Source organism: Colwellia sp. PAMC 21821, assembly GCF_002077175.1.
Classification (GTDB): Bacteria; Pseudomonadota; Gammaproteobacteria; order Enterobacterales; family Alteromonadaceae; genus Cognaticolwellia.
On the sequence record NZ_CP014943.1, the window covers coordinates 4671882 to 4686856 of the forward strand.

The following is a 14975-nucleotide window of genomic DNA, read 5'->3' on the forward strand; positions in this document are numbered from 1 at the left end:
GCGCTAGGGGCTATTTTTCTAGGTTAAAAAATCCTTTTAACCCTTATTTTACAGAGATAATTATGTCTTTAAGTGATGCTGAAATTCTGAATGAATTTCTCAAAGACCACCCTACTATTGAAATTTTTGAAGTTATTCTTCCCGATATAAACGGTAAATTAAGAGGTAAATGGATCGAAAGAAAAAATATCAAAAAAGTCATTAAAGGTGGCCTTAAATTACCGTTAACGGCCATTGCTTTTGATATCTGGGGCCGTGATCCTAGTAGTTGGGTTTACCAAAGTGGCGACGAAGACGGTGTTTGTATTACAGACATACGTACCCTTTCAACGGTACCTTGGTTAACTAGACCCACCGCACAAATTTTGATGTCGTTGAATAACTTTGATAACACGCCTTGTGCGTACGATGTCCGAAATATTTTAAAAAATATTATGACACGCTTTGACAAACTTGGTTTATCAGCAATGCCCGCTTTTGAAATGGAGTTTAGTCTATTTGAGAATGAGGATGATGAATTAGGGCAACCCGTTCATAGCCAACTAAGTTCTTCAGGTGTTAATGCAGGTCAAACTTATGGTTTAGAGTGTATGCAAGATATGAGTGAGTTTATGCACGGTGTGCGTGACGCTGCTCAAGCGCAAAATTTACCTATTGATACTTTGATTACTGAAGCGGCGCCTTCACAATATGAAATTAATTTATATCATCAACCTGACGCCCTAGTAGCGGCTGATCAGGCCTTAATGCTTCAGCGCGCAATTAAAGGCGTAGCACAGCAATTAGATTTGCGAGCATCATTCATGGCTAAGCCATTTGCAGACTTATCGGGCAACGGCATGCATATGCATTGTAGTTTACTCGATAAAGACGGTAACAACGCATTTGACAACGGTACAGATGAAGGTAATGAATTACTGCAACATGCTATTGCCGGTTGTTTAGCAACGTTAGAAGATTGTATGTTAATTTTTGCACCGCATTTAAATTCATACCGCCGCTTTAAAGAAGGTTCACATGTGCCTATGACGCCAACTTGGGGTTATGAAAACCGTACGGTAGCGCTAAGAGTACCTGCTGGAAGCCATGAAGCTATGCGCATTGAACATAGAGTGGCTGGCGCAGACGCAAATCCATATTTAGTCGCTACAGCGATTATTGCGGGTATGTTATACGGTATTGAAAATAAACTCGCTGCGCCTGAGCCTATTACAGGAAATGCCTATACTCAGATTAAACCAAGCTTACCTAGCACATGGTTAGAATCTATTGAGCATTTTAAACAGTCAACGTTTATTAAAGAATATTTTGGAGCAGAATTCCAGCGTGTGTTCTCGACGACTAAAGAGCAAGAGCTAGAAGAGTTTACGACTAAAATAACAACACTTGAATACGAAACCTACTTGTAAAGTAGTGTTATTCTAAGCTTTATCCGCTGACTAATTACATGTAGTTAGTTAGCGGATCACCGTCTACATATTTTTCCTCACTCATTAATGAGTCAATAAATAAGTAAAACAATTCAGACTGAGAATTAATATCAAGCTTGGCATAAGCATGCTTGCGATGTAATTTTACGGTTTCTACGACAATATTTAATTCTTCTGCGACTGTTTTTGTAGTATGGCCATGAAGAATCAAGTGCACTACTTGCTGTTCTCTTTGCGTTAAAATCGAAGCACCGAAGTGATCTAATGCATGCTGCATTCTCATTCTGATATTGGTCGGATCATCATTAATATGGGTCTGTTGCCAATGACATTGGCAAACTTTTTCTATCAAAGGCAGGATGTCATCGAGCAAAGTTAATTCTTTTTTTGTAAAGTTTTGCAGTCCGCCAGTACGCCCTAAAGAGATATTGATAAAATCGTTATTTGGTAAAGAAATAAGGTAACCAACTTCATCTTTTAATCCAGAGTTACAGTACCAAGTACGGTAATATTCTGTTTGCTTAAAGCCGGAAGGCATTATTTCTTTAAAATGAAAAAATCCGCGTTTATTTTTTTGAGTAGCCATTAAATAAAAAGGATCGATTAAAAATGCACCTTTAACAAACAAGTCTATATTATGACTACCGCCCTTCATGGGGTCATCAAAATATTCTAATGTTGGTAAATCAGAATGCCGAAATAAGATTATTGTTACATCATTACTTTCAACAAGTTGCTTTAATCCTAACGCTAGTTTTTTCGAAAAGTCAGGATCAGATAAATCATCAATCCATCCCGCCGTAATATCAGCTATTTTTGCAATATAAGACATAACATTTAATACTTTTTAATTAGATACCCTATTATAAATAACATTGTCATGTTGATAATACTATAGAGTAATTGAATAAATCAGCAGTAACTCACTAATGAGAAACAACTAATTGCTTTTTTACATAAGAAAAAAGTCAAACTGGTGTAGTTTGACTTTTTTTGATGTTGGTTAGTTATACTAACAAGTCTATGTTTTTATGCCGTAGTGCTTTGCCGTGTAATCTAACGCAATAGTCAAACGCGCAATTAACAGGTCAATTTCTTCTCTATTACAAACCATAGGCGGTGCAGTAACTATTGCGTCGCCTACTGAACGCACCATCAAACCATGATTAATCGCATGAGTTTTCACCATCGCACCACCAGCACAATCAGGTGCTAAACGCTCTTTTGCTGAATTGTTTTTAGCAATTTCTAACGCAGCAACCATACCCATGCCACGTACTTCACCGACAATAGGGTGACTTTCTAAGGTACGAAGTTGTGCTTGAAAGTAAGGCATAATATCTGCGGCAGCATTTTCAATCACTTTATCATTTTTTAGAATATCGATTGTGGCGATACCCGCAGCACAAGCCGCTGGATGGCCTGAATATGTAAAACCGTGAGTAAACTCGCCGCCGTCTGCCGATAATACATCAGCGACTTTGTCGCTAACCATAACACCGCCAAGTGGCTGGTAACCATTAGTAACCGCTTTTGCAAAGGTCATTAGGTCAGGTTCAAAACCAAAAGTTTGTGAGCCGAACCAGTCGCCGGTGCGACCAAAACCACAAATAACCTCATCACTGATTAATAAAATATCACGCTCTTTACAAATACGAGAAATTTCTGGCCAGTACGTTTCAGGTGGCACAATAACACCGCCAGCACCTTGAATAGGTTCAGCGATAAACGCTGCAACATTCTCTTCACCTACTTCATCAATTTTTGCCGCTAATTCTTGAGCAACTTTAATACCGAACTCAGCTTTATCCATATCGCCGCCTTCAGTAAACCAGTTAGGTTGACCAATGTGCTCTACATAGCTTAGACCGGTGTATTGTTTATGCATGCCACTAAAGCCACCTAGCGAACCGGCAGCAATAGTAGAACCATGATAAGCACCATGACGACTAATGAAAATTTTCTTGCTTGGCTTGCCAAGTAAGTCATAGTAACGGTGTACTAAACGTATGTTGGTATCGTTTGCTTCAGAACCTGAGTTAGTGAAAAAAACATGATTAAATTGCGCAGGAGAAATATCAACCAATGCTTTCGCCATTTTTACCGTTACATCGGTCGTACACTGAAAGAAACTATTATAGAATGGTAAGCTATTTAATTGATTACTAATAGCTTCGTTAATTTTGGGTTGACTATAACCTAAGTTACAACACCAAAGTCCAGACATACCATCAATTAACTCTTTACCCGCCTCGTTATAAATATAAATATGTTCAGCTTTAGTATAAATCGCAGTATCTGTTGCTTTATATTCTTTAAAGTCAGTAAAAGGATGTAAAAAATGTGTTTTATCTAAGTTGTTTAATGCTGTATTGTTGGTACTCATTTCGAATCTCACTGTATTATAATCGTTAGAATAGTCTGGCTACACTATTGGGTTATAGCCGCTTTTGCTCCCTTCATGTCTAATAGTTTCACATAAAATCCGCACTATTGGATTACCCCTAAAGAGTTGTATGAGGAGAAAAGTTAAGGTGAACTTTAAAAAACCCGTGATTGGTATAGTCTGTGATGTAATAAAGTATGGCCTTAATGGTTTTCATGGCGTAGGCGAAAAATATATTAATGCCATTGCCCACGGAGCGAATGCAATTCCTATTCTAATTCCTGCGCAACCTGCATCTGAAGATTTAGAGTCTTTAAGTATGTTTTTTGATGCTGACTTTTTCGAACAACTTGACGGCGTATTCTTTCCTGGTAGCCCCTCAAACGTAGAGCCTCATCATTATGGTACGGAAACATCAAAAACCCCCGAAAGCCATGATAAGCAAAGAGATGGTTCTAGCTTGCCTTTAATTAAACTTGCGATTGAAAAAGGTATTCCTTTGCTGGCAGTATGTCGTGGTATGCAAGAGCTAAATGTTGCTATGGGAGGAGAGCTTCATCAGTGCTTGTTCCATCATGAAGAATTTATTGAACATCGAGAAAATAAAAATGGCACACGCGATGAACAATATGCACCAGCACATGACGTGACTTTAGCCCCTGATGGTGTCTTAGCTAATATCTTGGGTGCAACAACCCATAAAGTGAACTCACTGCATGGACAAGGTATAAAAACATTAGGGAATGGTTTAAAGGTTGAGGCTACTGCCCCTGATGGTTTAGTTGAAGCCATCAGCGGTAATGACAAGCGTAATTTTGTTGTAGGTGTGCAATGGCACCCTGAATGGAAATATCAACAAGACAAGCTATCAAACAGTTTATTTTCCGCATTTGGCGAGGCGATAAACCAAAGATTCAAAGAAAAAAATAATACATCAATGTGATAATCACACACACTTATTCGCATAAAAATAAATTTTGGAGATTTACATGAAAGACTGTCGTCAATTTTATATTAATGGTCAATGGGTCAATCCGTTGGCTAACAAAGATTTTGCTGTGATTAACCCAGCAACAGAGCAAGAGATTGCCGTTATTTCTTTAGGTACAAGCCAAGATGTTGACCTAGCCGTAGCTGCAGCGAAAGCCGCCTTTTCTACTTTTGGTTACAGCAGCGTAGAAGAGCGTATTTCACTATTAGAGTCTTTGTTAAAGCAGTACATGGATAACTATGATGCAATGGCACATGCTATTTCATTAGAAATGGGTGCGCCTATCGACTTTGCAACAAACGCACAAGCCGACTGTGGTAAAGGTCACATTGAGTCAACATTAGCAGCGCTAAAAGAATTTGAATTTTCACGTACTTTAGGCAATGCCCAAATTGTTAAAGAACCCATTGGTGTTTGTGGTTTTATTACTCCGTGGAATTGGCCAATCAATCAAATCGCTTGTAAGGTAGCTCCTGCGCTAGCCACTGGTTGTTCAATGATCCTCAAGCCAAGTGAAATTGCACCATTATCAGCGCAATTATTTACCCAAATGATACACGATGCCGGTTATCCAGCAGGTGTATATAACATGGTAAATGGCGATGGCATGGGCGTTGGCTCTGCTATTTCAGCCCATAAAGATATCGACATGGTTTCATTTACTGGTTCTACTCGTGCGGGCATCGCAATTGCAAAATCTGCAGCGGATACCGTTAAACGAGTGACACAAGAGCTTGGTGGCAAGTCACCCAATATTATTTTAGATGATGCAGATATCGATAAAGTCGTAAAAAAAGGTGTTTTGCATTGTATGAGCAACACGGGACAATCATGTAATGCACCAACGCGCATGTTGGTACCGGCGAGTAAATATCAACAAGCTATAGCCGTAGCAAAAGCAACCGTGGCTAAAGTCAAAGTCGGCAACCCTGCTGAGCATGGCAATCATATTGGTCCACTAGTCAGTGAAGGCCATTTTGAAAAAGTTCAAGCTATGATCCAAGCCGGAATTGATGAAGGCGCTACATTACTTGCTGGTGGTGTGGGCAAGCCTGAAGGCTTTGAAACAGGTTACTATACAAAACCTACTATTTTCTCTGATGTAACTAACGATATGTACATCGCGCAAGAGGAAATTTTCGGGCCAGTTTTGGTGATGATCTCTTATGCTGATGAAGCTGAAGCGATTCGTATTGCTAATGATACGCCTTATGGTTTAGCTGCCTTTATTCAATCAGGAAATCCTGAGCGAGCACAACAAGTGGCGAGAAAAATACGCGCCGGCATGATCTGTATCAATGGTGGTTCACATACTTACACGTCTCCGTTTGGAGGTTTTAAGCAGTCAGGTAATGGCCGTGAATGGGGAGAGTTTGGTTTTGATGATTTCTTGGAAATTAAATCTATCAGTAGCTAACTTCATTTAAATTGCATGGATAATATTATGACTAAAGTGGTTGTTATTACTGGCGCAAGTTCAGGTATTGGAGCCGCGGCTGCGCTAAAATTTCATCAGCAAGGTTATCATGTTGTTCTTGCTGGCCGAAATGAAGCGCGTCTTAATGCCTTAGCAAGTACCTTAGCTAACACCATTATTTGGGCCGGTGATTTAACACAAAGCACCGCTTGTGAAACGCTTATTAACTTTACGATTGCAAATTTCGGCCGATTAGACGTGTTAATAAATTGTGCCGGTATTATTCATCGCGCTACTGCAGTTGATACGACTGACACCCAATGGATAGAGACAATGGCGGTTAATTTAAATGCGCCATTTTATTTATCTAGAGCGGCAATCCCTCATATGACAAAAGCGGGTGGAACCATTCTTAATATAGCGTCTGATTGGGGCTTAAAAGGTGGAGCACTTGCTGCCGCGTATTGCGCAAGTAAAGGTGGCTTGGTACTACTGTCTAAAGCCATGGCGATAGATCATGCTAAAGATAAAATTCGCATTAATGCCATTTGCCCTGGTGATGTCGATACGCCCATGCTAAAAATAGAGTCAGCGCAACGTGGCATTGACTATAAAGCCGCGATGATCGATAACAATGCTGATAGTTTAACTGGCCGTATTACTCAGCCTGACGAAGTTGCCGCTTTATGCTTATATCTTGCTTCAGATTGTGCCGCACAAATTACGGGCACTGCCATTTCTATCGACGGGGGCAATACCGCGTAACATTGCTTTGTTGTTACTCGCTCGCCCCAGCATTATTAACACCTATGTAAGTAAACTTACTTACATAGGTGTTATATCATTTCAATAGTGTTCTGCTTGCATCTACTGAAGTGTCGATTACCAAGTGATTATCCAACACCAGCTAAATTGTAATAGTATAAATATAATGCGAACTGAGCTGTTATCGGCAAGCTTTAGGATTTTACGATAACAAATTTATCTGCTCTCTTTACGGTTAAATAAGCATGATTATATTCGCTAAAGATACAAATCGGACGACTATGCAATGAGCAATATACATTACCGTCGGCTTTAAGCTCATCGCGACTGATATCTGCACCCTGATGTGGGCACTTTGCCGATACGGTTCTATATTCTGTTTCGCCATTGGCTAAAGTTTGGCAATATATAACCACGGGCTTTTCTGTACTGGCATAAGGTAGCTTCGCCATTGCAAGTAGAACATCTGCTCGCTCTGTCGGTTTAACATCAATAACGTTAATCTCTTGTTCAGTGCGGCCGCCTGCAGGGTAATATTTATTAAGTGTGATCAAAATTTTTCCATTTAAATATACCTAATATCTATCATCTATCATTTATCATTTAATATCTAAAATCTAATATCTAATTTCTATCATTTATAGTGTTATTAGGCTTCAGGATGGGACATATCTATGTCATATAAGAATTGTGGCTGAGTGACCGTAAAACCTTGCATGTCGAGCCAGATAATCGCTTCGTTTACATTGTTAAACACACAACGTTCGTAACCATTTTCGGTATGCGGGATCATTTTTTCTAGTTGTAAACTCTTTAATGTATTTGAACTATAAACATGACAGTCTTTAATACAGCCATTTTGTTTAAACCATTCGCAGAGCTCTGTTACATGGTGCTCTATTTCTGGAATGCCGAGCTCCCAGTGTTCGAATATGGAAATTATTGCCCATTCACCGTCAATTAAAGGTGCTGCCGCGGCTTTAAATTCTTTTACATAAGCAATTACAGCTTCTTCGTTCCATGAGTCTGCAAACCATTGCATGACTAGTTTATCTGCAACCTTTATTTTCCAACGTCCATGAATGGGTAACATGAAAAATCCGTTTTATGTAAAAAGACCTATTTAATATACATCTTACAATCGCATTAAGCTATTGTCGTATCAAACTTTATAAATAATGCTGATTACTATTATTGATACCAATTGGTATTAGTTGCAAAGTAGGTAACATCTCACGATTTAATATCCAGAGATGTGTATAACATTTTTAAACAGTGTCGCTTTTTAAACAGTGACTATTTTTGGAGAAATAGCTATAGCCACATGATATTAGCTATGTTTACAGCCACTTGTTTCAATTTGCAAAACACTGGTGGTGATAGAAAATTGCTCTTTTAATACCCGTTCAACTTGAAAGCGACAAACTTCATCGTGTTTTTCTAATGTACATTGGTGTTTAAGTACAATATGTGCACCAACCACTACTTCTCCGTTGTCGCTTTTAACAATTAAGTTATGCACATTGTCTATGTGCTCGACACTTTGTAAAGCCGCTTCAATTTTCTTCAACGCTGGTAACCTAACGCCATTGAAGAACAAGCCTTTAATGCATTTATATAGCAGCTTAGAGCCAGTAAATAATACAAAAACAGAAATAAGTACACTCGACAATGAGTCAACAACCGTCCAACCGGTGGCATGAATGACAATACTGGTTACAAAGGTGACTATGGTTGAAAGTAAATCAAAAAAGGTATGTAAAAATACCGCGTAAACGTTAACACTGTCTTTACGCCCTTTGTATAAAACATATGCTGATGCGCCGTGAAATAAGAAGCCTAGCGAGGCAACAGCTGACATAACAAAGGTATTTATTTCATGTTCGTCATGGTGCTCGTGACCAAATAACCGGTCTGCACCTTGCAGTAAAATCCAACAGCTGATTAATATATATAACGTACCGTTAATTAATCCACCTGATAACTCTAGGCGACGATAACCATCACTAAAGGTTTGGCCAAATTTTATCGCTAAAGTGGAAGCAATTAAGGCAATAAATAACGAGCTATTATGAACAAACAAATGCCCTGCATCTGCATATACAGCTAAAGAATTGGCATAAAAGGCACCAACTAGCTGTAACAACATAAACACACTGGTAATAGCAAGTGCAATAAGTAGGCGGCGTTGTGATGATTTATGTGTGGTTAGAGTTGTCATGCAAAAAAGTTATTATTCTCATTAAAGGGATTAATCAAATTGATATAATTGAACGCTCGCTGCGCGTTGTCATCGAAAAAGCGCAGCCATTGTAGTCTTAATTTGACCAATTAAATAGTCACTACAACAACTGCCGTTCAACACTACTGGCTTTTAATTTAAACTAGTTATTGAACTACTGTGCCCAATAGGCTTGGTCTAAGCTATCTTCGCGTTCTGGTAATCCACGAGATAAACGCGGAGAATGTTGTACTAACACTTCATAACTGGCTCGATTGGCATATTTACTCATTTGCGATAACGACGAATACGTTAAAGCCGGTTGCTCATGTTTGCTCGAATTAGCAACCGTGTTTTTGTGATAAACATTGGCACTTAAATCATGCAATATCGCCGCAAGTGCGGCATCGCCAGCACCATTGGTATTTTTAATACTTTCAGGCCCGCCCATGTATGGCGCAGAATGGGTATAAATTCGTGTAGGTTCTTTGCAGTCGTTTAGGAGCATTGGGCGAGAATATTCATAACGATTAAATTCGTGAATTTCGCCAGATAATAATGGGTATTCACTCTCACGTTTGAACGCTTCATCAACATAACCGGCCATGTATAAGCCATCTTTGCCGGCAGTGCATATGACCATATCAACCCAATCAAGGCATTTATTCGCCGCGAGCAGTGGGTCTTCAATACCCGTAATAGCTAAAGCTTCTTCTTCATTCATGGTGAGAATGTTGACATACTTTTGCACGAAATCACGCCAGAATTCAGGTTCTTCTTCTATTAAAAACTTAGTACCTAAAGTTAAAACAACCGGAACACCTGCAGCATTGGCGCATTTTACCGCTTTAACAGCAGCTTCTGTCATGGTATCGCCAGGTTGAGTGCGCATAAGATACGAGCTGATCACAAGCGCCGATGCGCCAGCGATTAATGACTCGTCAATAGAGTCAGGATGTAAACGGTTAATTAAGCCTGCATTTATACCAAAGGTACGTTCGCCCGTATCGTCAATTAAGGTAAAACAACGACCAATGGGACCATCAACCGGTTGTAGATAGTTTAAATCAACGCGTGAAGAGGTATTACTAATGAATCGATACGCGTAGTCTCCTACATGAATATTTTTCGACATAACACCGAGTAAAACTGAACGGTCATCTGCGAGTACTGAGTAATTATGCATGGTATTGCCAATTGTACCGCCGGCAAACTCATAATTAATTAAAGATTCATCTTTCAAGCGCTGATAAAGACGCTGTGTAACTTCGTCTGATATAACTTGTGACATACCTCGGTGTAGATCAAATTCGTCTAAAAACGCTTGATCCACTTTAGCTTCAATATCGACCAGCACCTGATCAATACCCACAATGTAGTTTTGCGTGGCATTAGAGCTAGGATTTACTTGGTTTGTTAACGGGTTTTTATTATCGACAGGAAAATAATGTCTATGTTGACGGCGTCCAGGAAACTTCATGAAGCGATACACGGTTAATGCAAAAAACGGATTATACCGCAATGCTGTTTGGTTTGACCAGAGTACATCAGCTGAAATTGCTGAGAAATGTAGATAAGTTTGGCTTATTGCCATTAAATAAAGTTAAACACACCAACTACGGCAACGTATTACCAGTAATTGGCGCTCTAGAAATTACCTTTAGCTGCACGGCAATTTAAGTTTAGTGCATTACATAACTATCATAAGACGCCATTTCTCGCTGCATTCTTTTTTGTTCCTTAAAGGCTTCTATTTCTCGCCATTTACGCTTAGCTTGTTTGCTGTTTTTTTTCTTCTGATAGTCAAAATACTCTTCAATATCATTTAAGTTTTCTTCTTGCCTATTTTTAGTTTCCATCACAAATACTCCTATTGATAATTTTCTTTAAATTAATCAATTTATATGACAGTAATTGTAATGAAAGATGACAATTTTAATATCTGTAACAGATATTGGTTTCTAACGATGCTTTCTGTTTTAAATACCGCATTGAAAGCAATAACAAAAATATTCAATTAAATTCATTCTATAGGGTATTTAATAGTAAATTTTTGAGTTAGTGATGTTTTTTATACTACTTAACAGCCTATTTAGAAAGATAAACGGCTCTTAGGGAAGTGTTGTTTAAGTATCCCGAAGACTTTGACTTTCAAACGCTACAACATTCTGACAAGGTAAAATTTATTTTGATTTTTATTTTAAGCTCTTTAATTACCGACAAGTTCGCAGTGTTATTAATTAATCCCTTGTAATTATGCTTAAATAAACAATATAGTGATGTATAACAAAAAAATTCTAGCTACTTGGAGATAATAAATGTCGGATAATAAAAAATATCGTTTGGTAACTCGGAGCGATTTCGATGGCTTAGTTTGTGCCATTTTACTCAAGCATATTAACTTAGTTGACGACATACTCTTTGTGCATCCAAAAGATATGCAAGACGGTATTATTGCTGTAGGTCCAGATGACATTTCGACTAACTTACCTTTTGTTGACGGTGTGCATATCGCTTTTGACCATCATCACAGTGAAACAATTCGTAATAAAAAACGCGATAATCATGTAATAGACCCTGATGCTCCTTCAGCTGCACGTGTTGTATATGACTATTACGGCGGCGCTGAAACTTTTCCAGCAAGTTGGAAAGACATGATGGAAGCGGTCGATAAAGGTGACTCTGCGCAATTTAATATGGAAGAAGTGTTACATGCTAAAGGCTGGGAGTTACTAAACTTTATTATGGATTCTCGTACCGGTTTAGGACGTTTTAGAGAGTTTCGTATCTCTAACTATGAGCTCATGATGGATTTAATCGAGTTTGGCAAAGATCATAATATTGATGAGTTACTTGCCCTGCCCGATGTAAAAGAAAGAACTGATCTTTACTTTGAACATGAAGAAAAATTTAAAGAACAAATACAACGTTGCTCAACCGTTCACGGTAACTTAGTTGTGCTGGACTTAAGAGAAGAAGTGATTATTTATTCCGGTAATCGTTTTGTGATTTATGCCTTATTTCCACAATGTAATATTTCTATTCATATTATGTGGGGGCTTAAAAAACAAAATACTGTTTTTGCTACTGGTAAGTCTATTTTCGATCGCAGTTCAAAAACAAATGTTGGCGAATTAATGTTGAAATATAATGGCGGCGGACACAATGCGGCGGGTACATGCCAAGTGCCACATGAGCAAAACGAAGCTTGCCTTGCTGAACTAATTAAAACCATTAATGCTGATGGCTAAAATTTTTTAGCACTCACTCAGCCGCTATCAACTCAGGTATTTGAAACTCTTTAATAGGGAGCTTCAAATACTTTTTTAGGGCTTTGTCGGTTTTAATAAAGTAGGGTCAGGTACACATTAAATTTTAGTTGCCTGATCTCTTCTAAAACCAGCAACATGGTCAAGCTCTGAGCTCAACATCCCCTCTTTTACAATGACCAAAACCACCTGAATAAATTAATGTGTATCTGACCCTACTTTATATGTTTTTGCTTTTTGGTTGTTTTTTTTAGGGATTGTCAGCGAATTACGCTAATCTTCCTAATTAAGGATAAAAGATGTTTAATTCGTTAAATTAGTGAAATTCGTTGATAAGGGGTTTTCTTTGCTCTTTTGCACTTTTATAGCTGCTATCACTCTGTGTAGCCCCGTAGTAAGAGATTAAAGACTCAGAGACTCTACCACCGAGGCGCTGTGCGCTACACGGAGAAGAGATTAGTGATAGGTGATAAGGGGTTTTATTGTAAGACTTTACCCTAATGTTTTTTGCTCTTCTCGGTGTAGGACGAAGTCCCTCGGTGCCTCGGTGGTGAAATACCTTTGTTCTGTTTTAATAAAGTAGGGTCAGATACACATTAAATTTTAGTTACCTGGTATCCTCTAAAACGAGCAAGATGGTCAAGCTCTGAGCTCAACATTCCCTCTTTTAAAATTACCAAAGCCACCAAAATCAATTAACGTGTATCTGACCCCACTTTATATGCCTCCACTTTGATAACATTTTTGATTAGATCATAGCTTTGTGCAGATTTGCATTATACCTATTACGAGAAAGTAAAAAGCCTTTCAAATGAAAGGCTTTTTTGATCTTAGTAAGCTGTAATTAATTTATGAAGATAAATTTAGCAACAAATAATGCCGTTAACGCCCAAACACCATTCGATATATCTTTATATTTACCTGAGCCTAATTTAAGCACTGTATAGGTGATAAAACCAAAAGCGATACCGTTAGCAATTGAAAATGTAAACGCCATCATAACGGTGGTACTTACTGCTGGTGCATACTCGGTTAAGTCGTCCCAATCTAAGCCTCTTAAAGAGCTCATCATCAACATAGCAACGTAAATAAGGGCACCATCAACCGCGAAGCCAGGTAGCATTTGCGCTAGCGGTAAAAAGAACATGCCGACAGCAAATAACAAACCAATAGTAACGGCGGTTAAGCCTGTTCGGCCGCCAACAGCAACACCAGCGGCAGACTCTACGTAAGATGTAACCGGCGGGCAACCAAAAGCGGTACCGATAACAGAAGAAATTGAATCTGCTTTTAGCGATTTACTTAAACCAACAATTTTGCCGTTTTTATCTTGCAAATTAGCCCGTTCAGCAACCCCCATTAAGGTCCCCGCGGTATCAAAAATGTTAACAAATAAGAAAGTAACAATGACGGGGATTAACGCAACTTGAAAAGCGCCGGCAATATCCGCTTTCCAAAGTATCGGCTCAAGGGCAGAAAAGTCCGGCACGGCTAACATGCCATTATAACTTACAAAACCAGTAGCGGGTGCAAATGACTTAGCCGCTTCTGCTACAACAAAGAAGTCTGTTGGTAGTACCCAGGTCATCATAAAGGCAATTAATGTTGTTACTGCTATGCCAATTAGCACCGCGCCAAATACTTTTCGGTAACTCAAAACGGCAATCAGTAAAAAGCTTAAAAAGCCAAGTGCTGGTGCTTCTGGACCGAACTCACCAAAGCCAAAATGTGTTAGGTCAGCAAGTGCAACAATATTATCTGGATCGGCTACAACGATACCGGTGAAACGTAAGCCAATAAAACCGAGGAATAAACCAACCCCTGCCGTCATCGCAAGTCGAAGACTGAGGGGAATACTGTCAAGCATCCATTCTCGCAGTCGAGTGACACTCATAAAGACGAAAATAACCCCTGAAAGAAATACTGCGCCTAAAGCAATTTCCCAGCTATACCCCATAGAGCCAACCACAGAAAAGGTGAAGAAGGCGTTTAGCCCCATGCCAGGTGCAAGTCCTACTGGCCAGTTTGCATATAGGCCCATCATGATGGTGGCAATAGCCGCGCCTAAACAAGTCGCAAGAAATAAACCATCGAACGGCATGCCGGTTTTCGACATAATAATCGGGTTTAAAAACATAATATATGACATGGTTACAAAGGTTGTAAGACCTGCCATAAGCTCTGTTTTTACGTTGGTATTATGCGAATTTAATTTAAAGAAACGTTCTAAAAAAGTTAATTCGCTGGTATTTTTTTGGTCAGTATTACTAGTTTGATCCATAACTAGAACTCTCTTGTTGTTTTTAAATTAGGGCATTTTTTATAATGCTAAAGTTTGACCCATATGTTGTTGCAACATATTGATGAATCTTCACTCCTTTTGCTAAAAAATACATCAGAACTTTTTACGTTTTTCTGCCTTTTTTACAACGCTGGCAGTGTATAAATATTTTTTAAATTTAACTTTAGTGAGCTATTTTTTCTCTCCGCCCTGTT

Annotated in this window: 14 protein-coding genes; 6 read left to right on the plus strand and 8 right to left on the minus strand. The window is 38.8% G+C overall.

Annotation, left to right across the window (positions count from 1 at the left end; all coding sequences use genetic code 11):
• Positions 1–62 precede the first annotated feature (62 nt).
• Positions 63–1409 carry a glutamine synthetase family protein gene (locus A3Q33_RS19520; protein WP_081181608.1) on the plus strand — a complete coding sequence of 449 codons (1347 nt, stop codon included), beginning with the start codon at positions 63–65 and terminating at the stop codon, positions 1407–1409.
• Between the two features lie 34 nt (positions 1410–1443).
• Here the strand turns inward: A3Q33_RS19520 and A3Q33_RS19525 are convergent, their stop codons facing one another.
• Both A3Q33_RS19525 and A3Q33_RS19530 read right to left on the minus strand, forming a co-directional pair.
• On the minus strand, positions 1444–2262 hold the full coding sequence (locus A3Q33_RS19525) for a response regulator transcription factor (RefSeq protein WP_081181610.1): 819 nt from the start codon (positions 2260–2262) through the stop codon (positions 1444–1446).
• A gap of 189 nt (positions 2263–2451) precedes the next feature.
• The gene (locus A3Q33_RS19530) at positions 2452–3816 is read right to left on the minus strand and encodes an aminotransferase (RefSeq protein ID WP_081181613.1); all 1365 of its coding nucleotides are present in this window, start codon (positions 3814–3816) and stop codon (positions 2452–2454) included.
• Between the two features lie 148 nt (positions 3817–3964).
• Here A3Q33_RS19530 and A3Q33_RS19535 point away from each other — a divergent pair, with 148 nt between their 5' ends.
• The 3 genes from A3Q33_RS19535 to A3Q33_RS19545 are packed head-to-tail and all read left to right on the plus strand — an operon-like array spanning position 3965 to position 6989.
• The gene (locus A3Q33_RS19535; RefSeq protein WP_231295733.1) at positions 3965–4759 is read left to right on the plus strand and encodes a gamma-glutamyl-gamma-aminobutyrate hydrolase family protein; all 795 of its coding nucleotides are present in this window, start codon (positions 3965–3967) and stop codon (positions 4757–4759) included.
• 46 nt (positions 4760–4805) lie between these two features.
• A complete protein-coding gene (locus A3Q33_RS19540) occupies positions 4806–6224 on the plus strand; it encodes an aldehyde dehydrogenase family protein (protein WP_081181618.1) in 1419 nt (472 codons plus the stop codon).
• 27 nt (positions 6225–6251) lie between these two features.
• Entirely contained in the window at positions 6252–6989 is a 738-nt protein-coding gene (locus A3Q33_RS19545) for an SDR family NAD(P)-dependent oxidoreductase (RefSeq protein WP_196798011.1), read from the plus strand.
• Positions 6990–7183: 194 nt separating this feature from the next.
• Here the strand turns inward: A3Q33_RS19545 and A3Q33_RS19550 are convergent, their stop codons facing one another.
• From A3Q33_RS19550 to A3Q33_RS19565, 4 genes are all read right to left on the minus strand, one after another.
• Positions 7184–7543, minus strand: a complete 360-nt coding sequence (locus A3Q33_RS19550) for a Rieske 2Fe-2S domain-containing protein (RefSeq protein ID WP_081181623.1) — start codon at positions 7541–7543, stop codon at positions 7184–7186.
• Between the two features lie 95 nt (positions 7544–7638).
• Positions 7639–8082, minus strand: coding sequence for a hypothetical protein (locus A3Q33_RS19555; RefSeq protein ID WP_081181626.1), 444 nt, complete (start codon positions 8080–8082; stop codon positions 7639–7641).
• A gap of 237 nt (positions 8083–8319) precedes the next feature.
• Positions 8320–9210 carry a cation diffusion facilitator family transporter gene (locus A3Q33_RS19560; RefSeq protein ID WP_081181629.1) on the minus strand — a complete coding sequence of 297 codons (891 nt, stop codon included), beginning with the start codon at positions 9208–9210 and terminating at the stop codon, positions 8320–8322.
• Between the two features lie 175 nt (positions 9211–9385).
• Complete coding sequence (locus A3Q33_RS19565; protein ID WP_081181632.1) at positions 9386–10690, minus strand: inosine/guanosine kinase; 1305 nt, start codon at positions 10688–10690, stop codon at positions 9386–9388.
• A 17-nt stretch (positions 10691–10707) separates the two neighbouring features.
• Between A3Q33_RS19565 and A3Q33_RS19570 the strand changes: the two genes are divergently transcribed.
• Positions 10708–10890 (plus strand): hypothetical protein, encoded by a 183-nt coding sequence (locus A3Q33_RS19570; protein WP_081181635.1) that lies wholly within the window; start codon positions 10708–10710, stop codon positions 10888–10890.
• A gap of 2 nt (positions 10891–10892) precedes the next feature.
• Here the strand turns inward: A3Q33_RS19570 and A3Q33_RS20670 are convergent, their stop codons facing one another.
• Complete coding sequence (locus A3Q33_RS20670) at positions 10893–11069, minus strand: DUF3545 family protein (protein ID WP_155866813.1); 177 nt, start codon at positions 11067–11069, stop codon at positions 10893–10895.
• Positions 11070–11528: 459 nt separating this feature from the next.
• Between A3Q33_RS20670 and A3Q33_RS19575 the strand changes: the two genes are divergently transcribed.
• Positions 11529–12461: a DHH family phosphoesterase gene (locus A3Q33_RS19575; protein ID WP_081181638.1), complete on the plus strand. Its 933-nt coding sequence runs from the start codon at positions 11529–11531 to the stop codon at positions 12459–12461.
• Positions 12462–13323: 862 nt separating this feature from the next.
• On the opposite strand, the gene A3Q33_RS19580 is transcribed toward A3Q33_RS19575, so the two are convergent.
• Entirely contained in the window at positions 13324–14760 is a 1437-nt protein-coding gene (locus A3Q33_RS19580) for an NCS2 family permease (RefSeq protein ID WP_081181640.1), read from the minus strand.
• Positions 14761–14975 lie beyond the last annotated feature (215 nt).

Bases quoted from the DNA above. Each gene is read 5' to 3' on its own strand.
- A3Q33_RS19560 (WP_081181629.1), bottom strand. From the start codon at position 9,210: ATGACAACTCTAACCACACATAAATCATCACAACGCCGCCTACTTATT.
- A3Q33_RS19530 (WP_081181613.1), bottom strand. From the start codon at position 3,816: ATGAGTACCAACAATACAGCATTAAACAACTTAGATAAAACACATTTT.
- A3Q33_RS19545 (WP_196798011.1), top strand. From the start codon at position 6,252: ATGACTAAAGTGGTTGTTATTACTGGCGCAAGTTCAGGTATTGGAGCC.
- A3Q33_RS19520 (WP_081181608.1), top strand. From the start codon at position 63: ATGTCTTTAAGTGATGCTGAAATTCTGAATGAATTTCTCAAAGACCAC.
- A3Q33_RS19570 (WP_081181635.1), top strand. From the start codon at position 10,708: ATGCAAAAAACGGATTATACCGCAATGCTGTTTGGTTTGACCAGAGTA.
- A3Q33_RS20670 (WP_155866813.1), bottom strand. From the start codon at position 11,069: ATGGAAACTAAAAATAGGCAAGAAGAAAACTTAAATGATATTGAAGAG.
- A3Q33_RS19540 (WP_081181618.1), top strand. From the start codon at position 4,806: ATGAAAGACTGTCGTCAATTTTATATTAATGGTCAATGGGTCAATCCG.
- A3Q33_RS19575 (WP_081181638.1), top strand. From the start codon at position 11,529: ATGTCGGATAATAAAAAATATCGTTTGGTAACTCGGAGCGATTTCGAT.
- A3Q33_RS19525 (WP_081181610.1), bottom strand. From the start codon at position 2,262: ATGTCTTATATTGCAAAAATAGCTGATATTACGGCGGGATGGATTGAT.
- A3Q33_RS19555 (WP_081181626.1), bottom strand. From the start codon at position 8,082: ATGTTACCCATTCATGGACGTTGGAAAATAAAGGTTGCAGATAAACTA.
- A3Q33_RS19580 (WP_081181640.1), bottom strand. From the start codon at position 14,760: ATGGATCAAACTAGTAATACTGACCAAAAAAATACCAGCGAATTAACT.
- A3Q33_RS19565 (WP_081181632.1), bottom strand. From the start codon at position 10,690: ATGAAGTTTCCTGGACGCCGTCAACATAGACATTATTTTCCTGTCGAT.